The organism is Flavobacterium sp. IB48 (assembly GCF_016405855.1).
Lineage (GTDB): Bacteria > Bacteroidota > Bacteroidia > Flavobacteriales > Flavobacteriaceae > Flavobacterium > Flavobacterium ginsengisoli.
On the sequence record NZ_JAEFCA010000005.1, the window covers coordinates 265,753 to 291,887 of the forward strand.

Consider the following 26,135-nt stretch of genomic DNA (forward strand, 5'->3'; position numbering starts at 1 on the left):
TTCTACAAAGATTGGTAATCATCCTGTGCGGAGCTACTTGTGGAGATTTCTCCTTCGTCGAAATGACAAACTAGGTCTTAATACTTAATTCTCTATACTTAATTCTTCTTTGCCTTTTTCTCCGGCGGTGCCACAAAATTCATTTTGCTTTTTCCTAAATCTTTAGACGTTGCAATGGCTATTCCTCTTTGTTCTGCTTTGTTTACAGCACAATAAAAATGATAGACAACACCATCATGTTTTACCACAAATGACTTATGAGCAAACAAATCGTCATATGGTTCTGATGATTTAACTAAATCATCTCCTTTCCAGTCGGTCCAGTTTACTAAATCATTCGAAACTGCAAAACGGTTAAATGCACCTTGATTCCAACCCGTCCAGAAAGCTCCAAAATAGAACATTACCCAAGTATCATTAATACGCTGAATATAAGCGTCTCCTGAGATTCCTTTATGATGGTTTATTAAAGGTTTATCGCCATAACGTTTCCATGTTTTCATGTCGTTTGATACTGCCATAGCAATACGCTCAGCACCTTTTGCAGGATTGATACTATCGCCACGAGCATTGTAATACATGATAAAATTGTGTCCTGTAACTTTGTCTTTATCACGAATTACACTGTTTTTATACATCGTACTATTATCCCACCATTTGACGTCTTTATCTTTTGGAGTCAAAACCGGATTTTCTAATCTTTGGAATTCGTGTGGTTTTGTCGGCGCTTCTTTTGTGTAAGCCATTCCTATTGATAAAACACCCGCTTCGTAACCTTTGCTGTCTCCTCCAAAATAACTCATCCAGTATTTGTCATCATATTTTTCCCATTCGTAGCTTCCGCCCCAAGTTAGATCTTGCAACGAAATATAGCCTGCTTTTTGGTTAACGTCCCAATGTTTTTCATTTTCTGAGAATGACATTACTTTTCCTAGATGTTTCCAATCTAAAAGATTGTCGCTTTCTGCTAACCAAGTTTCGTAACCCCTTCCGTCATAAATTAAATACGTCATATACCATTTGCCATCTTTTCTAAATACACTCGGGCAATCCATTTTATACGAGTTGTCGGTAGGAACCATTACCAAACCATATTTATAAGGCGTTTTGATTTCTTCGTAAATCTCCTGCATTACACTATCAGTAATTTCTCTTTTCTTGTATTTGGTAGCACAGCTTGTTATGACAAGCGCTGAAATGGCAATTAGTAGATATTTAATTTTCATTTTTTGGTTATATTTTGGTCCGTGGATTATGCGGATTTTATTTTGTTTCTCTCGCAGATTTTGCAGATTTAGCTGATTTTTTTTATCTACCTGATCTGCAAAATCTGCGGGAAACTTTAATTTATTTTTTCAATTCCTTTAATTTAGACTCCATAACGTCTTTGTTTAATTTTACTTTTACCATTCCTGTTGGATGAAATCTCCTTTTTAGATCAATGGCGTTATAGACTATTGTGTAAACGTCATTTCCTTCTGGTATTAAACATAATGGCGTTCGCATAATATCCCACCATTTATCGACTTTGGTTTCGATTGGTAAATAATGAGCTTCAGCCCAATTAACACCGTCTGCTGATAAAGAATACGCAATCATATTTGGTAAATGATGTCCCCAACCGTCTGGACCTCCGTCGAAAATGGCGATGTACATTCCATTTGGTAATTGACTTACTATTGGATTTTCTACAAATAACGGATGCATGGTTTTAATGGGTTCCAAACCTTTATTCATTCTTAACCAAGGGCCTTCTAAACTTTTGGATTCTGCTAAAGCCACAAACCAGCCTTTACCAGATTTCTTCGGATAATCTGCCCATGAATTGAACGGATAAGCACCACTGTAAAATCCGAAGTATTTATCGCCTACTTGGTATGGAAAAAACGAAGCAACACCCTGACGTCCTTCCCAAGGTTGAGAATCTAGTCCAGGTTCCATAATGATTCCCATATCTTTGTAAGGTCCGCCAATTCCGTTGATTCCATCAACCGTTGATTCACAACGCCAAATTCTTCCGAATGAATGATTTGGTTCTATTTCTTTACTAACAGTATAAGCCAAATAATAGCCGTACCATTTGTTTTCTTTTTCGTTGAAAATTGGCATATAAGACCAAATAGCTGCTCGACGATCATTCATCGGATTATCGTCTTCTGTAACGGCATAAGTTCCGCTTGCTTGATAAATAGTTGATTCTCTTTTCCAATGGATTGCATCTTTACTTGTCCAATGTCCGATTTTGGTTTTTACACGATCGTAATAGTAATCTACTCCTTTTTCTCCAGCTCTTTCAGTTGGAAACATGTGATACGTATCGCCAACTTTTACAACGCGTCCGCCTTCAAAACCTCCCTGAATTCCTTCAGTTCCAGACATTCCTTCGTCAATAACAGGTTTATTTTCTCCACCAATAATTTCGAAAAGTGGTTTTTCATCTGAAAATCCTTCAACGATAAAAGTTGGGTTCCAAAGTTTTCCATCTGGAAAATTGGCATTTCTTGGTTCTAGTTTTTCAGAAGCTTTTACAACTCCTAAAACTGCAAATAATCCTTTTTCAAAATTTAATGTTTGAGTTCCTTTTGAGAAAGAAATCGCATATACATTAACCGAAGGCAATCCTGTTATAGTAACCCCACTTTCTAAAATTAATTTAGCATTTTGAAGCTTATCAGCTTGAAGATAATCTGAATTATTTTCTTGAAAAACTCCAATCAAAACCTGAACTTGTTCTTTAAATTTTAATTGTAATGGAGCATTAGTTCCATTTTTATATTTCTCTAAAGGAAGTTCAATTCCTGTTAAACCTTGCAATTCTGGAGCTAAACGAACAATATTGTGTTTGCTTCCTGAAAAAACGTGTGCGTATTGCGTGGTTTTGAAAGTTTTGTAATTTGATTTTACGATTTCAAATGAAGCTGGTTTCCATGCTGTGGTTTGTGCTGTGGCTTGGATGCAGACGGTTAATAACATTAAGAATGCTGTTTTTAATTTGAAGTTGTATTTTGTGTTTTTTGAAAACATTGGTTTTTTATTTTTTTATTGGCTTTTATTCTTTCTTATGCATTTCTTCAATCTTGTCATTTCGACGAAGGAGAAATCTTCGTTTGCTGAGCACGCTTTGCAGATCAATCTTTGTGGAGCTACTTGCGAAGATTTCTCCTTCGTCGAAATGACAAATTGAACGTGACAATCTTTATGGTTACGAGCGTGATTCCTCCTTTCAGTCGGAATGACAAAATGGGCGTTATAAACTATCGGTTAATCACTAATTACTAATCACTCATAACTCATAACTTACAAAGCCTTATAACTCACTTTATACTCCACATTCGGTTTTACAATCAATTGATATTTATTTTTTGCTAATTCTGTAATTGTTCCAGAGTTTGTTTTAGGTCTGCTCACACTTTCAAAAATCAATTTTCCTTGTCCTTCGCCTGCTTTCACTTTGATTTCTTTGGTACTGCAATACACTGCAACTTCTCCGTTTGGTGTTGGAACTTTTCCTTCCATCCATTTTAAACCGCCAAGATTTGGTTTGATTTCGTATTCTGAATATCCCGGCGCAGTTGGTTTTACACCTAAATAATATTTCCCTAATAAGTAAATCGGACTTGCGCCCCAAGCATGGCAAAGGCTTTTTCCGTAAGGGCGACCGTACATCGTTAAATGCTCCGTTCCTTTTTTGTTCGGATTATATTCTTCCCAAAAAGATGTTGCGCCTTCATTCAGCATTCCGCCCCAATAGTCTTTCATTTCTTTTAAAACGTAATTCTGTTCGCCCATTGCGCACAAAGCTTCCAATTCGTAAAAACGCATGTATGGAGTTGTGATTTGAAGAACATCTTTATTCAGCAGCACTTTATTTTTTACGCTTTGTTTTTGTTCTTCAGTAAAATAATTGAAGAAAATACCGAACATATTAGCGTATCTGGTTACAATATTTTGAATTTTTCCATCGATACGCTGGTGTTTCATTACGTTTTCTTTTTTATCCCAAAACACATCAAATAATTTGTTTTTTAAGTCATCACCCAATTTTTGATATTGCTTTTTGTCTTCGGTTTTACCAGCAATTTCTGCACTTACCGCCATAGCTTCTAAACTTCTTGCTAAAAGCATCTGCTCAAAACTCACTTCTCCCGTTTTTGGAAGTCCGTCTGCCCAATCAATAAAAACCCAGTCGCCTTCTAAAGGTTCCAAAAATCCGTTTTTGTTTCTTCTTTCTAAACAGAAATCCATAAGCGATTTCATTCTTGGATAAAAAGTTTTGATGAATTTTGTATCGCCTGTATGTAAGTAATAATCGTAAACACCTACAAACCAATACAGCGAATAATCCATTATAATGTTTACATGAGCCGTTACAGGATCTTTTCCGCGAAGCGCTAACAAAGTTCTTTCTACCGAAGCCGAATCAAAGAATAAATAATAATTCATTAAATAACTTTGATAAGCATCGCCAGACCAAACCCAACGGTCGCGTTTAATTCCGTCAATAAAAAATTCGCGAGAAGTTAAATGCATCGTATAAGCCGACACATCCCAAATTTTATTCAATTGCTCGTCAGAAGATTTGAATGCTCCACGATAGTCTAATGGCAGATATTCATAAAGCATCGAAATAGAATCGTACTTCACCCCTGCATCTGCTTGCACCTGAACATAACGGAATGCTTTCGATCCATCATGTGTGTAGATTTCAGGCTGTTTTCCATCAAAAGATAAATGATCTAAAGTTTCGCATTTGGCAGAATCCAAAGCTTCTTCACGAGATTCTCCATAATACAATGCTAGTTTACCTTTTCCTTTTAAACCATGAATTTTAATGTAACCGAAAGTTTCTTTGCCAAAATCTACTAATTGACCCGCTCCTATTTTCTCTGTTTTCTTAGCACTTAAAGGTTTGGTTGTTAGTTTAAACTCAGAAGGTTTATTTTCTGGCGAATTAAAATTCCAAGAACCAACAGGAACCCACGGCGTGCCAGATTGCTGTGCTTTTCCGGTTTCATCAATCCAAAGTTTATCTTCGTTGGTAACTTTCCATGAAGCATCAGATTTAATGTATTTTCCATTAATATAAATAGCCGGTAATACTTCCTGATTGTAAACTTTAAAAGAAATTTTGTGTTTTCCGGCAGGAACTGCGATTGATTTTGGCTGTCCGTAAATCTGAACGCCATCTAAAAGTAATTGAAAAGGTCCTTCTGAAAAGATTTTTACCTCGTCTGGTTGTGGAATATCTACTTCTGTCTGAAAAGTAACCAAAGCATAAGGACTGTAATATTGCCAAAGCGGTGGAAAAACGGCTTCGCGTTCTGTACGTCTAACCTGCATTTTATTGCTTAACCAAACTTCAAAATCTCCTGGATACCAGATCCATGTCGCTTCTTTTTGTTTTTCTTGTGCTGAAGATAGCGAACAACAAAAAAGGGCAACAAAAAGAAGTAAAGTCTTAAAAATGGGAAAGCGGTTTAGCATAGTTAGTGTATTTTGGGACTAAAGATAAGTGTTATCTTTACATTTCACAACCTGCACTATCCTGCTATTTCATAAAAAACAGTACTTTTTGATAATTTTTTAAGGGAAAAATTATGGCTTATCACTTTTTTAGTACTAAAAAAAATGATGTTAGAATTTTATGGGCCGCGGATGAGATGGATTCGCTATCGCGAAGACTCGGATGAAACGGATTTATTTTTTTCTCTTTATTGTCATTTCGACGAAGGAGAAATCTCCACGAGAAGCTCTACAAAGATTGGACTTTCGTTGCGGAGTTACTTGCGAAGATTTCTCCTTCGTCGAAATGACAAAGATTGTGGTTATCTTAGATAAAAACAAAAAAAATCCGTGTAAATCCGCGTCTTTACGAAGTAAATCCGTTTAATCAGCGTTCAATTTACATTCAAAACCTAAGCAATCATTTTATCGTTCCCATTTTCATCTTCTAAAATATAGTTAGAAGGCGTTTTGCCCAAATGCTTTTTGAACATATAAATAAAAGCACTTGCTGTTTCGTAACCTAAATCTAAAGCGATTTCTTTGATAGATTGTTTTTCGCCCAATCTTTTAATGGCTTCCAGTAGTTTCATTCGGGTGCGCCAATCGCTGAAATTCATTCCCAATTCTTTTATGAATAATCGCGATAAAGTTCGGCTGCTCATAAAAGAAAGTTCGGCATAATAATCAATTGTTTGTTTACTCGAAACATCACTCATTAAAAGTTCTACCACTTTCTGCAGCCTTTCATCATTTGTAGTGGGCAAAAAAGTGGCGCTTGGCACTATTAAAGCCAGTTCATCTAAAAAGACATAAATGATTCTTAATTGTGATTCTGTTAAGTTACCACTTGTTCCAAAAGAAATGATTTTGAAAACCAACTGCTTTAAAAACATCGGAATATCAAACGAAAAACTCTTTTCTGGCAATCCTCCAATTGCAGAAGGATCAATAAAAACACTGTAATAGTTAACGTCTTTCTGAAAAGTAACCTGATGCTCTACTCCGCTTGGAATCCAAAGGCCTTGCAACGGATTTACAACCCAAATGTTATTGCCCACCACAACATTCATTACGCCACGAGTTGCGTAGATCAATTGAGCTCTTGGATGCGAGTGAGAGATACACATTTCGTTGTTAACTGTTTCAGTATAACCTATAACTGGGATTGAGGAATCTACTTGATATCCAAAATCCGTTGCTACTCTATATGTCCGATATTGACTATTCATTGTCCAAATATAGCAATTCTGACATTACTATTCTTTTAATCTTTGCAAAAAATAATACAGCTGTTGTTTTTTAACCTAATTTAAAAATCAAAAAATATCTCATGGACACTATTAAAGCAAATCCTGACATAGTTAAAAAAACCACTTATTCGATCTTATTTATCATTAGTTTTTCTCATTTAATTAATGATCTTTTACAAGCTGTTGTTCCTTCAATTTATCCGCTTTTAAAAGATAATTTTAGTCTAAGTTTTACTCAAATTGGTATTATTACTTTGACTTACCAAATGGTAGCCTCTATTTTACAGCCTTTTGTGGGAATGTATACCGATAAAAACTCAAAACCATACTCGCTAATTGTTGGAATGTGTTTTACAATGGTTGGACTTTTCTTTGTTTCGATCGCTTCGAGTTTTATCAACTTATTATTATCCGTAAGTTTAATCGGAATTGGATCTTCGATTTTCCATCCTGAATCTTCGCGTGTAGCGCATTTGGCTTCGGGCGGAAAAAGAGGTTTGGCGCAGTCTATTTTTCAATTGGGAGGAAATGCAGGAAGTGCAATTGGGCCTTTGTTAGCCGCATTTATTGTTATTCCGCACGGACAATCTTATATCGCTTGGTTTTGTATTATTGCGTTAGTTGGTGTTTTTGCTTTGTATAAAATTGCGATTTGGTACACGGCACATTTATCGGAAAGAAATGCGAATAAAGCTTCTCACCAAATTGAAACACATCATTTATCTAAAAACCGAGTAATTGCTTCGTTGATTATTTTATTGGTTCTGATTTTTTCTAAGTATTTCTACATGAGCAGTATTACAAGTTATTATACTTTCTTCCTTATAGATAAATTCCACATTACGATTCAGCAATCACAAGTATATTTATTCTTGTTCTCTGGCGCTGTTGCAGCAGGAACTTTAATTGGAGGACCAATTGGAGATCGATACGGCAGAAAATATGTAATCTGGGTTTCAATTCTTGGAGTTGCTCCGTTTACTTTAATGTTACCTTACGTTTCTTTATTTTGGGTTGGAACTTTGTCTGTAATCATTGGGTTGATTCTTTCTTCGGCTTTCTCTGCAATTCTGGTTTATGCAACTGAATTAATGCCCGGAAAAGTAGGACTTGTAGCGGGTCTTTTCTTTGGATTTGCTTTCGGAATGGGCGGTTTAGGTTCTGCTATTTTAGGAAAAATTGCCGATGCTACAAGTATTGAATATGTATTTAAGATTTGTGCGTTTCTGCCTTTGATTGGAGTAATTACTGGGTTCTTGCCTAATTTGGAGAAGAAAAAAACTCAGAAATAATTTTTAATGCCACAAAGTCTCAAAGACTCAAAGATTTATTAAAAAAATAAGTTTTTAATTGCGTCCAGCTTTAGCTGGATGAAACCGAAATACAAAGCTCAAAAGGCTTTAGCCAAATATCGACAATTTGGCTAAAGCCTTTTTCTATTCTTTTTACATAGACCTCCAGTTAAAAATGGAGGCAACTCATAAAATAACCTTGCTTTATTTACAATCTTTTTCAAAACATAGCGCGTGGTTTCAACCACGGGAAACGTATTTTGGCAAACGTAATGTTATACATTGCATTCCCGTGGTTAAAACCAAGGGCTATATTTGAAATCCTTTGAATTTATTAATTCCCATTAAAAACCAAATACAAAACCAAAATCGCCAATCCCAACAAACCAAATAAAAGCTTCACCTTTTTACTAGTTTTAGGAATATCAGTTTCATCTGAAACATTCACTTCAGGATTTTTATCGGTTAAAGAAATAATAACAGCTGTAATTAAAAGCACAGCAAAAATGTAAAAGGAAATCAATAAAAAGTGAGGCCAAACTGGATATTTATCGGCAGGGAAAATCCATAGATATAAAACCCCAACAAATAAACTAAAAGCAGAACCCCACGAAAGTGTTGCATTTACAGCTTTTTTAGTCGTACGTTTCCAGAAAACACTCAAAAGGAAAACAACAGATAATGAAGGTGCCAAGAAACCTAAAACCGCTTGAAAAATATTGAATAGATTCTGTCCCTTGATATTGTCAATTGCAACGGCAATCAGAATTGCAAAAACACATCCTATAGCAATTGTCAAACGGCCAATTTTAATCTGATCCTGAATCGTCGCCGTCGGGTTGATTTTCTTTACATAAATGTCATTCGTAAAAACGGTGCTTAAAGCATTTAACGAAGAACCAATTGTTCCCACCAAAACCGCAATCATCACACAAATAACCAAACCATTCATTCCGCTTGGAAAAAGATTCGTAACCATTGTCATATAAGCCAAATCAGAATTGCTTCCTAATTCGGGATACAATGCATAACACAGAATTCCAGGCAAAATAAACAACGGCAATGCCATCACTTTTAACCATCCGATAAAGTTTACTCCTAATTGTCCCTGTTCTAGGTTTTTCGCGCCCAAAACACTCTGCACCATAGATTGATCGGTACAGAAAAAAGCAACTGCAGCTACAGGATATCCTAACAAAATTGCCGGCCACGGATAATGCGCATCATCTGAAGGACGAACTAAATTCCAAAAGTTTGAAGGTGTTTTAGCAATTAAAACATCGATTCCGCCTAGTTTTTGTAATCCTAAAAAAGAAAGTGTAAGCGAAACAACAATTAACAGAATCATCTGAAAAACATTCACTTTTGCAATCGCTTTTAATCCTCCAGCAAACGTAAATATTCCAGAGAAAATCACTAAAACGGTAACGCTCTGCCACATCGGAATTCCCAAAATCTGACGTACTAAAACGCCTCCGCTGAATAATCCCAAAGACAGCCAACTTACTAATATTTTTACCAAAGCGTACCAAGCCAAAATATTCTGTGTACTGTCGCCGTAGCGTTTTCCCATATATTCGGGCATTGTGCTTACTTTACTCGCAATATATCTTGGCGCAAAAACCATCGCCAAAAGCAGTAAAAACACAAAAGCGTACCATTCGAAATTTCCTGCTACAATTCCTGTAGCGTAACCAATACTCGCAAAAGCCAATAATGACGAAGGCCCAACATTGGTTCCCCACATATTAAACCCGATGCTGTACCAGTTTAAGGAGTTTCCAGCCAGAAAAAGCGTTTCGTTTTTCTTTCTCTGTTTCATACTTACCACATATCCAATGACCAATAAAGCCACTAAATAACCCGCAACAATCACAAAATCGAGCGTGGTTAATTTGTCGTAGATACTCTTCATAGTCCATATTCGTTAAGAATATCGGCAATTTTAACCGGCATTCCAGTTTGCAAAGATTTGTCCATTGCTTGTAATAAAGCTACCGTTCCAATTCCTTCTTCCATGTTTGGATAAGCTTCAAAACCTTGCTCGATACTGTCCACAAAATATTCTAAGTAATTCTGATATTCTCCACCGTGATGACTTTGCCCTTCAAAACGGAAATAATATTTTATCGTACTGTCTCCCCAAGTAATTACTTTTTCTTCGCCTGTTTTGTCTGTAACGGCATAACGCAATTCATGATAATCAGCCTGACTTGCTCCTTCTGTTGCTCTTAAAATTGTGCTCATTCCGCTGTCACGTTGTGCTGGCTGAGTCGGCGAAGTATAAACACCGCTTACACGAGCAATTCTTCCATCGGTGGCTTTAAAGATAAAATGCATTGTATCTTCATTCTTCAATCCTGCATTTTGTCCATTACTGCTGATCATTCCGTAACCCATCACTTCCTGAATATTTGGCAAATACCATCTTATAAAATCTACAGGATGGCTCAAACCTCCGTACAACCACTTAAACGATTGCAAAAGCGACCATTCTTTCTTTAAAAACCATCTGTGATCGGCGTGATATTGCGCTTCAATTGTAATTAAATCTCCAATTAAACCTGCTTCGTAATCGGCTCTTTGCCTTTTGGCTGGTTCGAAAAAACGAGAACTTTGCCCAATGAAAACTTTCTTTCCAGTTGATTTGCTTAATTCTAGTAATTCTTTGGCATCCGAAAGATCATCGATAAATGGTTTTGTACAAACGACATGTTTTCCGTGCAATAGAGCTTGTTTTACATGTTGTGCATGCAAATGATCTGGCGTATAAATCGCGATAATATCAATTGATGCATCATTTAATAAATCGTCGTAATTAGTTGTGTACGAATGAAAATCGAATTCTTTTGCTCTTTGTTTACACAATTCTTCATTTCGGTCGCATATTTTAACGAGTTCTAGTTTTGAACTTTCGATTGCAGCCGACATTGTGCTTCGTCCTTCTCCAAGTCCCAGAATGGCTATTTTTAACATGAGGTGTGGTTATTTTAGATTGTTGATTTTGTTTTTTTGCCACAGATTAAAAGGATTAACTGGATTTTTTAATCTGTGGAAATCCTTTAATCTGTGGCTAAATATTTTTTTTCGCGTTTAAACCCGACAGGTTTTAAAAACCTGTCGGGTTTATTATGCGTATTATTTTTTTGCTTCTACTTCTACTTTATTTAAGAAAATCCATGTTTCATCTGGTTTTGCGCCTTCAATTCCAGATTGGTATTTTTTCATTAAGGCATTCCATTGATCTACTTTCGGATTATTTTCTGTTGTTTTCGGATTTAGTTTATCCAAACTTTCACCTTTCGGAATACTGATTACCAAGATTAATTGTCTGTCTTTTTTGAAAACCTGCAATTGCTGAAAATCGGCATTACAGAAACCTTTTGCAACTTCTGGCCATTTTTCGAATTGCGTTTTGTGATATTCTACATATTCCTTTTGGAGTTTTTCATCAGCAGGAAGATTTGCTGTTAAAACAATATTTTCCCAATCCGATGCTGGTTTTGAATCTTTACATCTTTCGAAATTTTGGAAATCATAAACCAAATCTTCATAGATTTTAATTTCTAAAGAAGGAAAAGCACCCGCCAGTTTTCGTTTTGTTCTTTCCGGCTGATTCATTTTTCCGTAAATCACCAAATGATTTTTCCATTGGTACAATTCCTGACCAACGATTCTAAATCCTGTCAATGTCGATTTGATTTTTTCGATATCAAAATCAGAACCTATCAATTCAATTGCATACGGTTTTGGCATTTCCTGCAATCCCCATTTTTCGTCGATTACAACTTCTTTTTCTAAATCTTTGTAAGGCGCTCTAATTCCGGCATTGTCTTTAATTTTAGAACTTACATACGGATCATTGTGTTCCCAAATATTTCCTTTTGGACCATTATGGTTTTTAAGGATTTTCTTTTCGGCAATCCAGTTGTTTTTGATCGTAAAACCTTCGCTTCCTTCATCAGTATACAAATACAGCCATAAAAACGGATCGTGCGCATAAGGACTGTTGTAAACCTTGTCGATATAATTTTCTTCAATTCGGCTACCAGGCTGAGCCGAAAGCGTATAAATTCCTGCTACATCATGTAAATGTTTGGCATAATGATGAATTTTATTTCCCAGAATTTTATTGTTCTGCATTACGTTTGGCGTGTGCGTCCAACCCCAGCCCATTGCCATTCCGGAATACGAAACATCCGAAATTTCGTTGTGTTCAATCGTAATATTTCGAACAAAACCTGCACTGATTCCCAGAGTTCCCCAATCTTCATTGGTCACGTTGGTGATTAAATTATCCGAAATCACTTCATCAGAACACATTTCTCTTTCATCTTTTATGATTAAAGGCAAATGCGCTTCAAAAGCTTCTTCAGAGAAAATTCCAACATTTATGGCGCTTCCGCCAATATCTTTAAATAAATTACCTTTTATGGTATTATGATTCGTTCCTTTATTTAAATCTAAACCAGTCGAAGCCAAATGCTCAAAACGACAAGATTCAAACTGAATATTATTAGCATAATTCACTTCAACCGCTGCACGAGGTCTTCCTACCCAAGCCTGATTTTCTAAACTTGCTTGATTTGGTGTTCCTGGAACTTTCAGTTTATAAGCATCCAACAAATACAAACCCGACTGCAACGGCACATGACCTTGCTGTGAAGGACGAAGCCAGTTGCTGTATTGAAACGAAATTCCTTTAAATTGAAAATGATGAACAGGAGAATCGATTGTTCCTTTTACTTCAACCAGATTTTCTAAAACTGGAGCTGTAACGGTAACCGAATTAATTTCTTCTCCAGCTCTTGGAACATAATAGATTTTAGCATTTTTCTTATCCAAATACCATTCTCCAGGTTCATTTAAAAGCGAAAAAGCATTGTTTAAGAAATAAGCCGAATTCCCGTTGTTTTTAGAAATCCACGGTGCAGGCCACGGGTGTTCACTTTGAATACGACTTTCTGGTTCTTCAAACGAAAGTTTAGCGCTGTCTTTTTGAACTTCAATATTTTTGATGCGCAAGTTGGCATTCGACCACCATTGCACAATAAACATTTCCATTCCGGGCTCAAACTTAACCGACTTATCTTTAAACGGAATCCAACAAGTTTGTTCCTCGTGGTTCCAAGATAAAATACGTTCCATTGCGGTTCCGGCAGTATTTTTAGCTCTTACGGCTTTTTTTCCGTTTACCCATAATTGTCTGTAATCAATCAGACTTCCTGCTTTTTTAGGAGCATCTGCCACCCAAACAGAGCCTTTTTTAAGTCCGTTGATAATGGTTGTCGATTTTGTCCAGTTTTTAATTTCGATTCCACCGCTTATAATGGGTCTTGCATTTACATCGGCTTCAATCGTTGTTGGGCTGTCTGCAGTTCCAGAATCTTCTGGTCGCACAAATAAAGGTTCGTTTAAATAATACGTTCCGTTCATTACTATGATTCGGATTCCGTCTTTTATAGATGGATCTTTTAAGCGACGAAGTTCTCTGGCTTTTCGCATTGCCATGTGAACCGTTGCCACCGGACTCTCTTTGGTTCCAGAATTGATATCTTTTCCATTTGGAGAAACCCAGATTTCAGCAGCATTTGCCGAAACTGTAAATACCATTAAAAAAATGATCAGTAATTTGTTGAAAGGAATTGAACGCATTATTTTCTTTTTTTCTTCTCTAAAATTATCAGGATATAAATTTTAAGTACTAAAAATTTTACATCATGATTAATTTTAACAGATAAATTAAATATTTGGCACAATTTAATCGAACATAAAAAACTATGCATCCTGTACCCTCCTGTAACTTTGATAAACATCATGTTTTATAGACTTTCTCTATAAAAACAGTCATTTCATTTTCTATTGATTTCGCATTCAAAAAAAATTAAATTCATAAAAAAGATGTGATAAATAGGCTAAAATTTCTATTTCATAATATTTTTTTAATAGATTTGTGTAATCGATTACATTAAACATTTCAAATTAAAAAAGTATAATTTTATTTATTGAATAAAAATTCACCGAATAAAAAATTGAATTGTCAGTAAATCGGTTTCCAAAAAAAGACTTTTAACTATAATAGAATAAGAATGAAAACTAACCGAATTAACCTTTTATGTGTCGCTCTCGCCTCTTTTGCTTTGAGTTTCAACACCGCTTCGGCACAAAAATCTGCTGACACTTACAAAAATATTGAGTTTAAAATGGCTGAAGTTCAAGAGCCTGTAATTCCGCAGTACAGTGTGAATCTAAAAGACTTTGGTGCAGTAAATGGCGGTTATGTTTTAAATACAAAAGCTTTTGCAGATGCTATTGATGCATTGTCTAAAAAAGGCGGTGGAAAATTAATTATTCCGCCAGGGATTTGGCTGACTGGTCCAATCATTTTAAAAAGTAATATTGAACTTCATGCAGAAAGAGGTGCATTAATCAAATTCAGTACCGATAAATCTTTATATCCAATAATCGAAACCAGCTTTGAAGGCTTAAACACTTGGCGCTGTATCTCTCCTATTTATGGAAAAAACTTAGAGAATATCGCTTTTACTGGAAATGGTGTTTGGGACGGTTCTGGCGAAGCTTGGAGACAAGTTAAAAAGAGCAAATTGACAGATGAACAATGGAAGAAATTTGTAGCTTCTGGCGGGGTTCTTAACGAAAAAAAGGACAGCTGGTATCCTTCTGAACAATATTTAAAAGGCGCTAAAGGTGCCGATCAGAACATTCGTCTTGACTTGAAAACGAAAGAAGATTTTGAAGCTATTCATGATTTCCTGCGTCCAGTTTTGGTCAGCATTCAAAATAGTAAAAGAGTGATGTTTGACGGACCAGTTTTTCAAAATTCTCCTGCATGGAATATTCACCCTTTATTAATTGAAGATTTAATTGTTCGAAATATAACAGTTCGTAATCCGTGGTTTTCTCAAAACGGCGACGGACTTGATGTAGAATCTTGTAAAAATGCAGTAATCGAAAATTCAAGTTTTGATGTGGGTGACGATGCGATCTGCATTAAATCTGGAAAAGACAAAGACGGACGTGACAGAGGCGTTCCATGCGAAAATATCATTGTAAAAAACAATATTGTGTATCATGGTCATGGCGGAGTTACAGTTGGAAGCGAGATGTCTGGTGGTGTAAAAAATCTGCACGTTTCCAATTGTACTTTTATGGGAACTGATGTTGGTCTTCGTTTTAAAAGTACTCGCGGACGTGGCGGTGTTGTTGAAAACATTTACATTTCAGATGTTTTTATGACTGATATTCCATCTCAGGCAATTTCTTTTGATTTGTATTATGGAGGAAAATCAATCGCTGAGACTTTAGCAGAAGGTGGAAATACTGTTAGCACAAAAGCAATTCCGGTAAACGAAGAAACGCCTCAGTTTAAAAATATCGTGATCAAAAACATTACAATCAAAGGCGCTCAGCAAGCTGTGTTTTTACAAGGTCTTCCGGAAATGAACTTAGAAAATATTGAAATCACAAATCTAATTGCGAAAGCACAAAAAGGTTTTTCTATAATTGACGCTAACGGAATTAAAATCAATAACGCTCAATTGGATATTGAGGCGAAGAATGCTTTCGAAATTTATAATACCAAAAACCTTTCGCTGAAAAATATCGAATTTAATCCTTCTTCATCAAATGCAATTACGATTAATGGTGAAGCGAGTAAAAATATTGATTTAAGTGGTTCTTCTGCTAATTTTTCTAAGACGACTACTATTGACAAAAACGTGCCTAAGAAAGCTGTTAAATTCTAAAAACGAGATTCTATGTTCAATTCCATAAACAGCTCGAAATTACTGGCATCTGCTTTTTGTGTTTTTTCATTTTTATGCTCGCATGCGCAGTCAAATAGTGAAATCAGCACAAAACCTTTTACTGATGGCACTAATCATTGGTACTTTATAAAAGACAAAACCAATATCATAAATCCGATTCCGAATCAGCCCAAATATGCTGAAACAGATTACACTAAAATCGCCGATAATATTCTGTATTTCCAACGCGACAATGGCGGTTGGCCAAAAAATTATGATATGAAAGCTATTTTGACGCCACAACAAATTGATAGCGTAGTTAAAACAAAATACATCGAGCATACTACTTTCGATAATGAAACGACTTATACGCATATTCATTATCTGGCGCAGGTTTATACGCTCACAAAAGATCCGAAATATAAAGATGGGTGCTTGCGTGGTATTAATTTCACCATAAAAGCGCAATATTCAAATGGAGGCTGGCCACAATATTTTCCTTTAGAAAAAGGTTATAGCCGACACATTACTTTTAATGATGGAGCGTATATGGGCATCATGAATCTTTTAAAAAAGATTGTAAATAATGATCCTGATTACGCTTTTATTGATGCTAAAACCCGAAAAAAAGTAGCCAATGCTTACCAAAAAGGATTGGATTGTATTTTGAAAATGCAAATTAAAGACAATGGAAAATTGACTGCTTGGTGCCAGCAACACGACGAAATAACACTTGAACCGGCATGGGCACGTAAATTTGAACCGCCAAGCATCTGTAATGCCGAAAGTGTTGATGTTGTTTTGTTTTTAATGGATATTGATAATCCAAATGAAAAAATTATTAATGCGGTACAAGGTGCCATAAAATGGTTTCAGGATTCTAAAATCTATAATACCAGAGTTGAAAGTTTTGCTGCAGAAGAAATGGAATCTAAATATAAGAAAATCAAAAATGACGTAAGAGTCGTGCACGATACAACTGCTCCACCTATTTGGACTCGTTATTACGAATTAAAAACACATCGTCCTTTATTCTCTGATCGTGACAGTGAGTTTTTATATTCTTTAGCCGAAGTAAGCCGTGAAAGAAGAACGGGTTATGCCTGGTATACGGATAAACCTGAAAAGGCTTTGAAGAAATATCTAGCTTGGCAGAAAAAATGGGTGCCAAATGATGATGTTTTAAAGAAGTAAAAATAATATTGATCTAAAATTTTTAGCCACAGATTACAGGATTAAAATGATTAAAAAAAATCTATGAAATCCTTTAATCCGTGGCTATTTTTTTCTCAATTTTGTCATTTCGACGAAGGAGAAATCTCCGCAAGTAGCTCGACAATCAAAGTAAATCTTTGCGGAGTTTCTTGCGGAGATTTCTCCTTCGTCGAAATGACATCCTAAACGGATAATCTTATGACTAGTTTATAACTTATAAAAAGAATTAGCATTCTCAAACCAAATCTTATTCTGATCTTCAATTGAAAACTTAGCAATATAATCCTCTAAAGTTTTCACCACTTCATTATAATCTGAAGCAACATTGAGAACTGGCCAATCTGAGCCGTACATCAATTTATCAACTGAAAAGTTTTCAAAAATTACATCTAAATACGGTTTTAAATCTTCTGGTTTCCAATTTTTCCAGTCGGCTTCTGTGACCATTCCAGAGATTTTACACCAAACATTATCATGTTTTGCAATTTCTTCAATGCCACTTTTCCAAGAATAAATAGTTTCTGATTTAATGTCTGGTTTCGCAATATGATCGATTACAAATTTTTGGTTTGGAAAATCTTTTACCAAACTTATTGCAGCTGGTAATTGACGTTCAAAAATCAATATATCGTAAGTATAATTGAAGGATTTTAACGCTGTAATTCCTCTTCTGAATTCAGTTCCGAACATAAAATCATCTGGTTCTCCTTGAACAACATGTCTAAAACCTTTCAGTTTTTTTTGATCTGAAAAGAATTGCAAACGTTCCGCAATATTCTCATTTCGTAAATCTATCCAGCCGACAACTCCTTTTATGAAATCATTTTTAGAAGCTAAATCCAATAAAAAATGAGTCTCCTCTTCTGACTGACTTGCCTGAACTGCAACACAACCTTCAAACTGATTTTCTTTTAATAACGGCTGTAAATCTTCAGGAAGAAAATCTCTTTTAATATTTTGCATAGTTTCATCGATCCAGCTGTCTCTAACGGGATCAAACTTCCAAAAATGCTGATGGGAATCAATTCTTTTACTCATACCTTTTTAATTAACATCGCTGATTAATGCGCGGTCTAAATGTACGTAACCTCCATCCACAAAAACAAATTGTCCTGTAGTATGTGATGATTTTTCAGAAATGATAAAAAGTGCTGTATCTGCAATTTCTTCTGTTTTGGTCATACGACTTTCTAGCGGAATACTTTTGTTGATTTTATTCAAAACCGTTTCGCCGTCTGGCAAAGTTTTAATCCAATCTTCGTAAGCTGGCGTATAACTTTCGGCAATAATAATCGCATTCGAACGAATTCCGTATTGAATTAAATCTACAGCCCATTCTCTTGTTAGTCCTAAAACGCCACCTTTCGCAGCAGCGTAACCAGAAGTCCCGCCCTGCCCTGTTAAAGCTACTTTTGAGCCAATATTTAAGATATTTCCTTTTGATTCTTTTAAATATGGAAGTGAATATTTAGCTAAAAGAAAATAACTTACCACATTCAGTTTCAAAGAATTCATAAAATCCTCGTAGCTTGAATCTAATCCTGCACCGTCATTTACACCAACATTATTAATTATGGCATCAATCCTCCCATATTTAGCTCCGATTACTTTTACAGCATTTTCTATTGCAACAGGGTCGGTTACATCTGTCTGCACAAATAAGGAATTAACACCTCTTTTTTGAAGTCTTTCCACATATTCGAAACCTCTTGCATTTCTGTCAACCAAAACCGGAATTGCACCTTCATCAGCTAATCTGTTTACGATCGTTTCTCCAATACTGCCTTCTTTTCCAGCCGAACCAGAAACGACAACTATTTTATTTTTTAAGTTTAAATCCATTTTTGTGGGTATTTAAAGTTAAACCCGACAGGTTTTTAAAACCTGTCGGGTTTATTCGTAAAATTTATTCTATTTCAATTAACGCCTTAATCACATTATTCTTCGGATCAATCAAATTCCCAAAATCAGTAATCATTTCATCAAAACTAGTTCTGTGCGTAATGTATTTCTTTGGATCGATTTTTCCTTCTTTCAAACATTTCATTACATATTCGAAATCTTCGATTGTGGCATTTCTACTGCTCATTAAAGTCGATTCTCTTTTGTGAAAATCGGGATGACTAAAACTTAATTCTCCTTTTTGAAGTCCGACCAAAACAAATCTTCCGCCATGCGAAATATAATTAAAAGCACTGTTCATTACTTTCTGATTTCCTGTTGCATCAATTACCACATTTGCCATGTCGCCATTTGTCAATTCTGCTAATTTTTGAGCAACATCATCGTTTAACGGATTAATCGTTTCATCTGCATTTAGTTCCGTTTTACAGAAATTTAATCTGTAATCGTTAATGTCCATTACGATTACTTTTGCTCCGGCAATTTTAGCAAACTGAATCAAACCAATTCCGATTGGTCCTGCTCCCATTACCAAAACGGTATCAGTTAGTTTTACGGCCGCTCTTCTAACGCCGTGCGCCGCAATTGCCAAAGGTTCAACCAAAGCCAATTCATCATAATCTAAACCTTGACCATGCAATAAATATTGTTCCGGAATCGATACATATTCGGCCATTCCACCATCAATATGAACTCCGAAAACTTTAATATTTACACAGCAATTTGTCAATCCGTTTCTGCAAGCCACACATTTTCCGCAGTTGAAATACGGAATAAAAGTTACTTTATCTCCCGGTTTAAATCCTTCTGCACTTCCCTTTACATATTCAGCAGCCAATTCGTGACCTAAAATTCTTGGATATTCAAAATACGGTTGAGTTCCGCCAAAAGCATGAATGTCAGTTCCGCAGATTCCGATTCTTTTAATTTTTAATAAAACTTCACCCTCTTTTGGTTCTGGAATATTGGTTTCTTTTAATAGAAATTCCTGCGGTTTTTCGCAAACAATATATTTCATTTTATACTTTCTTAAATTTTATTTTTGATATGCTACAGCTTTCTGTTTGCTTGTTCCTAAACCTTCAATTCCCAATTCAACAACATCGCCTGCTTTAATGTAAATCGGATCTGGTTTGATTCCTAAACCAACTCCAGGAGGCGTTCCTGTACTTATAATATCGCCTGGAAGCAAAGTCATAAACTGACTTAAATAATGAACCAGATAAGGAATTTTGAAAACTAGATTTAGTGTATTACTGTCTTGGTATTTTTTACCGTTTACCGTCAGCCACATCTTTAAATTGTCCACATCTATGATTTCATCTTTTGTAGCCAAAAATGGGCCAAGAGGCGCAAAAGTGTCGCTTCCTTTTCCTTTTGCCCATTGTCCGCCGCGCTCTAGTTGAAACGCTCTTTCGCTATAATCGTTCAATAAAGCATAGCCAGCAACATAATCTAAAGCTTCTGCTTCTTCAACATAACTTGCTTTTTTGCCAACAACTAAAGCCAATTCTACTTCCCAGTCTGTTTTTTCGCTATTCTTTGGAATAATCAAATCATCATCTGGACCGCACAAAGAAGTTGTTGATTTGAAAAAAATAATAGGTTCTGTCGGAATCGGTGCATTGGTTTCTTTACAATGATCAATATAATTTAAGCCAATGCAGATAATTTTTGAAGGGCGAGCCACAGGAGAACCCAATCGTACAGAAGCATCAACTTCTGGTAAAGTTGGGTTGTTTTCTAATGCTTTTTGCAATTTTTCTAATCCGTTTTCTTCAAAGAAACTTTCGTTAAAATCGGTTACAATCGAAGAAACATCATATCTCTTTTCTCCAATCAAAACTCCAGGTTTCTCTTTTCCGATTTCTCCAAAACGTATTAATTTCATAATCGTATATTTTTAATTGTTATTTTATTTTTTCTGATGAAAAGTCTTCATCAATCGTATAATCATCTTAGAAATTCTACTCCTTATCCATTCGAAATCATGTAAAAAAGTAAATCAAAATTAATAAATGTAAAAAACACAATTACAAAAGTACTTTTTAAAAATTAATATCCGAGATATATTTCATTTTCTACCTTTAAAAATGATCAAACTTCAATAAATTATAACATTTTTTAAACGGTTTGTAAAAATTATATCACTATTTATCACTTTATGTAAAAAAGATTTCTTAAAAATAAATGATTTCTTGTTCATATCAATCTTATTCCTACTTTTGTAATTGTATTTTTTACATTTATTAATACAATCGATTACATTGTCAAAAAATCCCATACAAAATGATAAAATTAAAAGGCATAACATGGAATCATACAAGAGGTTTGCTTCCTATGGTTGCTACATCGCAGCGTTTTACAGAATTACATCCTGAAGTTGAAATTTCTTGGGAGAAAAGAAGTTTGCAAGAATTTGCCGATGCTTCTATCGAAGACTTAGCCAAAAGGTTTGACTTATTAGTAATCGATCATCCTTGGACAGGTTTTGGAGCGCAAACCAAAGCAATTCTTCCGTTATCTGATTATTTATCAAACGAATATATTAAAGATCAAGAAAGTAATACTGTTGGAAAATCGTACGGAAGTTATGTTTTTCATAATAAATTATGGGCGTTGCCAATTGATGCTGCAACTCCGGTTGCTTCTGCCCGCTTGGATATTTTAGAAAAAAACAATTTAGAAGTTCCTAAAACTTATGACGATTTATTGGCTTTAGCCAAAAAAGGCTTAGTCGCTTTTGCTGGAATTCCGGTAGATGTTTTAATGAGTTTTTATATGTTTTGCTGCAGTTTGGGTGAAGCTCCTTTTCTTTCTGAAGAAAAAGTGATTTCTGAAACGACAGGAATCAAAGCGCTTCAAATGTTTAGAGAATTGGCGCAGTTGATTGATCCCGCAAACTTTAACCGTAATCCTATTCAGGTTTACGAAGCAATGGTCAATTCAGACGAAATTGCCTATTGTCCTTTTGCTTATGGTTATTCCAATTATTCTCGCATTGGCTACAGCCAAAACCTTTTGCATTTTTATGATTTAGTAAAATTGAATGACAATCCGATGATTTCTTCTTTGGGAGGAACTGGATTGGCTGTTTCTTCATTCAGCGAACATATTGAAACTGCCATAAAATATGCCGAATTTACATGTTCATCAAAAGTTCAGCAGAATATTTATACTGACAATGGTGGTCAGCCGGGTCATTTGCAAGCTTGGAAAAGCGAAAGAATTAATGGCGTGACGCACGATTATTTCAAAAATACACTTCCCGCTTTAGAGCGCGCTTTCCTTCGTCCGAGATATTATGGTCACATGTATTTCCAAGATCATGCTGGAGATGTGGTTCGTAATTATTTGATGAATGGCGGAGACGAATTAAAAGTGTTAGAAGAAATGAATTCACTTTACGCGGAATCTCTAAAAATTCAGACCGTATGAGACCTTTAGAAGGATTAGTTGTTCTGGAATTCTGCCAGTTTTTAGCAGGACCTTCGGCAGGATTAAAACTAGCCGACTTGGGTGCACGCGTTATCAAAATTGAGCGTCCTATAAAAGGTGAAGCCTGCAGACAATTGAGCATCAAAGATTTATTTGTTGATGATAGCAGTTTGCTTTTTCATACGATTAACAGAAATAAAGAATCTTTTGCAGCCGATTTAAAAAATCCTGACGATTTGGTTTTGATTAAAAAACTAATCGAAAAGGCTGATATTATGACGCATAATTTCAGACCTGGAGTGATGGAAAAAATCGGTTTAGATTTTGAAAATACCCTTTCTATAAATCCACAAATTATTTACGGAACCATTACAGGTTACGGAAATGAAGGACCGTGGGCAAAAAAACCGGGACAAGATTTATTGTTACAATCGCTTTCAGGTTTAAGCTGGTTAAGCGGACGCAAAAGCCAAGGCCCAGTCCCTTTTGGTTTGGCTGTAGCCGATTTAATGTGCGGAAATCATTTTGTACAAGGAATTTTAGCGGCGCTTCTAAAAAGAGCTAAAACCAAAAAAGGCGTTTTGGTAGAAGTGAGTTTATTAGAATCTATTTTGGATGTGCAATTTGAAGCGATTACTTCTTTCTTAAATGATGGCGGTCAATTGCCTGAACGTGGCGATATTAAAGGAAGTGCACATGCTTTTTTAAGTGCTCCGTACGGAGTTTACCAAACACAAGACGGCTTTTTGTCCCTTGCTATGGGCGATTTACTTTTTATTGGAAAAACGCTAGGTTTAGATTTAAGTGCTTTTGCAGATAAACATCTTTGGTTTGAAAAACGCGACGAAATCAGAACGATTTTGAGTGAAAGAATTCAAACCCAAACTTCTGATTATTGGATTGAAATCTTGCAGAAAGAAGGCATTTGGTGTGGAAAAGTTTTCAATTACGAAGAACTCGATAATCAGCCTTTTGTAAATGAATTGCAGCTGAAACAAACGGTAAAAAATACCGAAGGCGAAACTTTGGTTACCACCAGAAGTCCGATTCAGTTAGATGGTGAAATTTTATTAAGTGAAAAAGCAGCTCCAAAAGTAGGTCAAGATAATTTAGCGATACATAAAGAGTTTATTCAAAAATAAGCTAAAATTTATTATTCATCGGCTTAGATTAAAATCTGCCTAATCTGCTTTAATCTAAATAAATCTGCGTGAAAAAATCTATACACAAAAAAGTATTTCACGCAGATTTAAAAAGATTTCAGCAGATCAAATTAGATTTTAATTGTTGAATGAAAACGATTAAACAAATAACCGATTAAACGGTTAAACGAATAAAAAAATGAAACCATTAGAAGATTATTTAATTGTAGATTTCAGTCAGTTTCTTTCGGGTCCGTCGGCGAGTTTGCGCTTGGCAGATTTGGGTGCTCGTGTAATCAAAATTGAAAAACCGGGAACGGGAGATATCTGCCGTACTTTATATACTTCTGATTTGATTATGAACGGCGAATCGTCTGTTTTTCATACCATCAACAGAAACAAAGAATCTTTTGCAATTGATTTTAAACAGCCAGAGGAACTTCAAAAACTAAAAAAATTATTAGCCAAAGCTGATGTTGTCATGCATAATTTCAGACCCGGAGTTATGGAACGCATTGGTTTGAGTTATGACGACGTAAAAAACATCAATCCAAATGTGATTTATGGATCGATTTCAGGTTTTGGAGAACATCCCAATTTGAAAGATTTACCAGGTCAGGATTTGCTTTTACAATCTCTAACCGCTTTAACTTGGTTGAGCGGTAATCAAGAAGATGGACCAGTACCAATGGGATTGTCGATTGTAGATATGCTTGCCGGAGCACATTTGGCGCAAGGAATTTTAGCCGCTTTATACCGAAAAGCAACGCATAATATTGGCGCACAAATTCAAGTCAGTATGTTGGAATCGGCGTTTGATTTTCAATTTGAAACCATTACTACTTATTTTAATGACGGCAGCGAATTGCCTGTTCGAACTAAAACCAATAACGCACACGCTTATTTGGGCGCTCCATACGGAATTTACAAAACCAAAAACGGTTATCTCGCACTAGCAATGGGATCGATTCCTGTTTTGGCTTCATTACTACAATGTGATGCTTTATTGGCTTTTCCTGAAAATAAATTTACACTTAGAGACGAAATCAAAAATATACTTGCCGATCATCTGCAAACGCAGGAAACACAGTTTTGGTTGGATATTTTAGAACCTGCAGACATTTGGTGTGCAGGAGTTTTAAATTATCAACAGTTATTTGCTGAAGACGGATTTAAGGTTTTGAATTTTACCCAGCAAGTCGAAATGCTTGACGGCTATACTTATAAAACAACGCGCTGTCCGATAAAAATCGACGGCGAATATCTGACTTCTGGAAAAGGTTCGCCAAAACTGGGTCAAGACAACGAGAAAATTATTAAAGAATTTATTGACTGCTGATGGAAAAAATTAGAATCGCCGTTCGTAAATTCGATCCTTTCGAAAGTACACTTCGAAAATTATGGGATGCATTTTCACTTCAAAATAATATAAAAATTGAAGCTGAAATCGTTGCCTTAGAACTTCATGATTTGTATGAAACCACGATTTCAGATAAAGGTTTAAAAGAAGGAAAATGGGACATCGCCCATATTAACACCGATTGGATTTATGACGCTGCAAACGAAAATGCGGTTCTTAATTTATTTCCATTAATTGGAGAAAATCCGCCAGAAAATTATCCTTTTGGATGGCATAAATCACTTTTGCATTTGCAGAAACTAAGTAACGGCATTTTCGGACTTCCATTTCACGATGGTCCAGAATGTCTGATTTACCGAAAAGATTTATTCGAAAACGAAACAGAGAAAGAGAATTTTAAAAAACAGTTTGGTTACGAACTTGCTACTCCAAAAACCTGGCAGGAATTCGCAGAAATAGCAACATTTTTTAATCGTCCCGAACAAAATTTGTACGGTGCTGTTTTTGCCAATTATCCAGACGGACATAATATGGTTTTTGACTTCTGTCTGCAATTATGGACGCGCGGTGGTTCTTTATTAAACAATAAAAATCAGATTGACATTCATAACGAAGCAGCAATAAAAGCATTGGATTTTTACAGGAAAATGGTTAATGATGCAACTGCAGTCCATCCAAAATCTAGAGAATTTGGTTCGGTTGAAGCAGGTTTGGCTTTCGCCGAAGGACAAGCGGCAATGGCTATCAACTGGTTCGGATTTGCTTCTATGGCAGAAGTGATTGAAGAATCGAAAGTAAAAGGGAAAATTGATATCACTTCCCTCCCATCCGATCCTGGTCATAAAACGGCTTCTTTAAATGTATATTGGTTGTATACTATTGGATCTGGAAGCAAACACCAAAAGCTGGCTTACGATTTTTTACGTTTTGCCACTACTCCCGAAAGCGATAAACTATTAACTACTGAAGGCGGTATTGGATGCAGAAAATCGACTTGGAAAGATGAGGAAATCAATACTTTAATTCCATTTTATCATAAACTAGAAATGCTTCATGAAAACGCATTAACACTACCTCAAACACCAATTTGGCCAAAAGTAGCCGAACTGATTGACGGCACTGTTTTAAAAGCCATTGAAACAGATATTTCATCAGATATACTTTTAGAGGAAACTCAGAAAAAAATTAGAGAATTAAGTCAAGGAACAACATTACACAGCTCTGTCAAGAATTAAAATTGGCAGGCTTAATTTCAAAATATAGAA

The 26,135-nt window shown here is 35.6% G+C and carries 18 protein-coding genes; 7 read left to right on the forward strand and 11 right to left on the reverse strand.

Annotated elements, in window-relative coordinates; translation table 11 throughout:
• Nucleotides 1-98: 98 nt before the first annotated feature.
• From JC605_RS17230 to JC605_RS17245, 4 genes are all read right to left on the reverse strand, one after another.
• Complete coding sequence (locus tag JC605_RS17230; RefSeq protein ID WP_198857384.1) at nt 99-1,226, reverse strand: glycosylase; 1,128 nt, start codon at nt 1,224-1,226, stop codon at nt 99-101.
• Between the two features lie 121 nt (nt 1,227-1,347).
• A complete protein-coding gene (locus JC605_RS17235) occupies nt 1,348-3,024 on the reverse strand; it encodes a hypothetical protein (RefSeq protein ID WP_198857385.1) in 1,677 nt (558 codons plus the stop codon).
• A 273-nt stretch (nt 3,025-3,297) separates the two neighbouring features.
• A complete protein-coding gene (locus JC605_RS17240; RefSeq protein ID WP_198857386.1) occupies nt 3,298-5,484 on the reverse strand; it encodes an alpha-rhamnosidase in 2,187 nt (728 codons plus the stop codon).
• A 431-nt stretch (nt 5,485-5,915) separates the two neighbouring features.
• Nucleotides 5,916-6,734: a helix-turn-helix domain-containing protein gene (locus JC605_RS17245; protein ID WP_198857387.1), complete on the reverse strand. Its 819-nt coding sequence runs from the start codon at nt 6,732-6,734 to the stop codon at nt 5,916-5,918.
• A gap of 101 nt (nt 6,735-6,835) precedes the next feature.
• Here JC605_RS17245 and JC605_RS17250 point away from each other — a divergent pair, with 101 nt between their 5' ends.
• On the forward strand, nt 6,836-8,047 hold the full coding sequence (locus JC605_RS17250; RefSeq protein ID WP_198857388.1) for an MFS transporter: 1,212 nt from the start codon (nt 6,836-6,838) through the stop codon (nt 8,045-8,047).
• A gap of 334 nt (nt 8,048-8,381) precedes the next feature.
• Here JC605_RS17250 and JC605_RS17255 read toward each other — a convergent pair whose 3' ends face one another.
• From JC605_RS17255 to JC605_RS17265, 3 genes are all read right to left on the reverse strand, one after another.
• Complete coding sequence (locus JC605_RS17255; protein WP_198857389.1) at nt 8,382-9,962, reverse strand: sodium:solute symporter; 1,581 nt, start codon at nt 9,960-9,962, stop codon at nt 8,382-8,384.
• Nucleotides 9,959-11,023, reverse strand: coding sequence for a Gfo/Idh/MocA family protein (locus JC605_RS17260; RefSeq protein ID WP_198857390.1), 1,065 nt, complete (start codon nt 11,021-11,023; stop codon nt 9,959-9,961). The genes JC605_RS17255 and JC605_RS17260 overlap by 4 nt, the downstream gene beginning before the upstream one ends.
• A gap of 162 nt (nt 11,024-11,185) precedes the next feature.
• Nucleotides 11,186-13,702, reverse strand: coding sequence for an L-rhamnose mutarotase (locus JC605_RS17265; protein WP_198857391.1), 2,517 nt, complete (start codon nt 13,700-13,702; stop codon nt 11,186-11,188).
• 434 nt (nt 13,703-14,136) lie between these two features.
• On the opposite strand from JC605_RS17265, the gene JC605_RS17270 reads away from it, so the two are divergent.
• Nucleotides 14,137-15,813, forward strand: a complete 1,677-nt coding sequence (locus JC605_RS17270) for a glycoside hydrolase family 28 protein (protein ID WP_198857392.1) — start codon at nt 14,137-14,139, stop codon at nt 15,811-15,813.
• Between the two features lie 12 nt (nt 15,814-15,825).
• The gene (gene pelA / locus JC605_RS17275) at nt 15,826-17,007 is read left to right on the forward strand and encodes a pectate lyase (protein ID WP_198857393.1); all 1,182 of its coding nucleotides are present in this window, start codon (nt 15,826-15,828) and stop codon (nt 17,005-17,007) included.
• Nucleotides 17,008-17,235: 228 nt separating this feature from the next.
• Here pelA and JC605_RS17280 read toward each other — a convergent pair whose 3' ends face one another.
• The 4 genes from JC605_RS17280 to JC605_RS17295 all read right to left on the reverse strand — a co-directional run bounded on the left by JC605_RS17280 (nt 17,236) and on the right by JC605_RS17295 (nt 20,821).
• Entirely contained in the window at nt 17,236-18,066 is an 831-nt protein-coding gene (locus tag JC605_RS17280) for an amidohydrolase (RefSeq protein WP_198857394.1), read from the reverse strand.
• Nucleotides 18,067-18,072: 6 nt separating this feature from the next.
• Entirely contained in the window at nt 18,073-18,870 is a 798-nt protein-coding gene (locus JC605_RS17285) for an SDR family oxidoreductase (RefSeq protein ID WP_198857395.1), read from the reverse strand.
• A 64-nt stretch (nt 18,871-18,934) separates the two neighbouring features.
• Nucleotides 18,935-19,948 carry a zinc-binding alcohol dehydrogenase family protein gene (locus JC605_RS17290; protein WP_198857396.1) on the reverse strand — a complete coding sequence of 338 codons (1,014 nt, stop codon included), beginning with the start codon at nt 19,946-19,948 and terminating at the stop codon, nt 18,935-18,937.
• Nucleotides 19,949-19,966: 18 nt separating this feature from the next.
• Nucleotides 19,967-20,821: a fumarylacetoacetate hydrolase family protein gene (locus tag JC605_RS17295; RefSeq protein ID WP_198857397.1), complete on the reverse strand. Its 855-nt coding sequence runs from the start codon at nt 20,819-20,821 to the stop codon at nt 19,967-19,969.
• 398 nt (nt 20,822-21,219) lie between these two features.
• On the opposite strand from JC605_RS17295, the gene JC605_RS17300 reads away from it, so the two are divergent.
• The 4 genes from JC605_RS17300 to JC605_RS17315 all read left to right on the forward strand — a co-directional run bounded on the left by JC605_RS17300 (nt 21,220) and on the right by JC605_RS17315 (nt 26,105).
• Nucleotides 21,220-22,368: an ABC transporter substrate-binding protein gene (locus JC605_RS17300; protein WP_198857398.1), complete on the forward strand. Its 1,149-nt coding sequence runs from the start codon at nt 21,220-21,222 to the stop codon at nt 22,366-22,368.
• The gene (locus JC605_RS17305) at nt 22,365-23,510 is read left to right on the forward strand and encodes a CaiB/BaiF CoA-transferase family protein (protein ID WP_198857399.1); all 1,146 of its coding nucleotides are present in this window, start codon (nt 22,365-22,367) and stop codon (nt 23,508-23,510) included. Before JC605_RS17300 ends, JC605_RS17305 begins: the two co-directional genes overlap by 4 nt.
• A gap of 199 nt (nt 23,511-23,709) precedes the next feature.
• The gene (locus tag JC605_RS17310) at nt 23,710-24,849 is read left to right on the forward strand and encodes a CaiB/BaiF CoA-transferase family protein (protein WP_198857400.1); all 1,140 of its coding nucleotides are present in this window, start codon (nt 23,710-23,712) and stop codon (nt 24,847-24,849) included.
• Nucleotides 24,849-26,105, forward strand: coding sequence for an extracellular solute-binding protein (locus tag JC605_RS17315; RefSeq protein ID WP_198857401.1), 1,257 nt, complete (start codon nt 24,849-24,851; stop codon nt 26,103-26,105). The genes JC605_RS17310 and JC605_RS17315 overlap by 1 nt, the downstream gene beginning before the upstream one ends.
• Nucleotides 26,106-26,135 lie beyond the last annotated feature (30 nt).

Bases quoted from the DNA above. Each gene is read 5' to 3' on its own strand.
- JC605_RS17260 (WP_198857390.1), bottom strand. From the start codon at position 11,023: ATGTTAAAAATAGCCATTCTGGGACTTGGAGAAGGACGAAGCACAATG.
- JC605_RS17305 (WP_198857399.1), top strand. From the start codon at position 22,365: ATGAGACCTTTAGAAGGATTAGTTGTTCTGGAATTCTGCCAGTTTTTA.
- JC605_RS17300 (WP_198857398.1), top strand. From the start codon at position 21,220: ATGATAAAATTAAAAGGCATAACATGGAATCATACAAGAGGTTTGCTT.
- JC605_RS17315 (WP_198857401.1), top strand. From the start codon at position 24,849: ATGGAAAAAATTAGAATCGCCGTTCGTAAATTCGATCCTTTCGAAAGT.
- JC605_RS17240 (WP_198857386.1), bottom strand. From the start codon at position 5,484: ATGCTAAACCGCTTTCCCATTTTTAAGACTTTACTTCTTTTTGTTGCC.
- JC605_RS17265 (WP_198857391.1), bottom strand. From the start codon at position 13,702: ATGCGTTCAATTCCTTTCAACAAATTACTGATCATTTTTTTAATGGTA.
- JC605_RS17285 (WP_198857395.1), bottom strand. From the start codon at position 18,870: ATGGATTTAAACTTAAAAAATAAAATAGTTGTCGTTTCTGGTTCGGCT.
- pelA (WP_198857393.1), top strand. From the start codon at position 15,826: ATGTTCAATTCCATAAACAGCTCGAAATTACTGGCATCTGCTTTTTGT.
- JC605_RS17230 (WP_198857384.1), bottom strand. From the start codon at position 1,226: ATGAAAATTAAATATCTACTAATTGCCATTTCAGCGCTTGTCATAACA.
- JC605_RS17255 (WP_198857389.1), bottom strand. From the start codon at position 9,962: ATGAAGAGTATCTACGACAAATTAACCACGCTCGATTTTGTGATTGTT.
- JC605_RS17235 (WP_198857385.1), bottom strand. From the start codon at position 3,024: ATGTTTTCAAAAAACACAAAATACAACTTCAAATTAAAAACAGCATTC.
- JC605_RS17310 (WP_198857400.1), top strand. From the start codon at position 23,710: ATGAAACCATTAGAAGATTATTTAATTGTAGATTTCAGTCAGTTTCTT.
- JC605_RS17280 (WP_198857394.1), bottom strand. From the start codon at position 18,066: ATGAGTAAAAGAATTGATTCCCATCAGCATTTTTGGAAGTTTGATCCC.
- JC605_RS17245 (WP_198857387.1), bottom strand. From the start codon at position 6,734: ATGAATAGTCAATATCGGACATATAGAGTAGCAACGGATTTTGGATAT.
- JC605_RS17270 (WP_198857392.1), top strand. From the start codon at position 14,137: ATGAAAACTAACCGAATTAACCTTTTATGTGTCGCTCTCGCCTCTTTT.
- JC605_RS17295 (WP_198857397.1), bottom strand. From the start codon at position 20,821: ATGAAATTAATACGTTTTGGAGAAATCGGAAAAGAGAAACCTGGAGTT.
- JC605_RS17290 (WP_198857396.1), bottom strand. From the start codon at position 19,948: ATGAAATATATTGTTTGCGAAAAACCGCAGGAATTTCTATTAAAAGAA.
- JC605_RS17250 (WP_198857388.1), top strand. From the start codon at position 6,836: ATGGACACTATTAAAGCAAATCCTGACATAGTTAAAAAAACCACTTAT.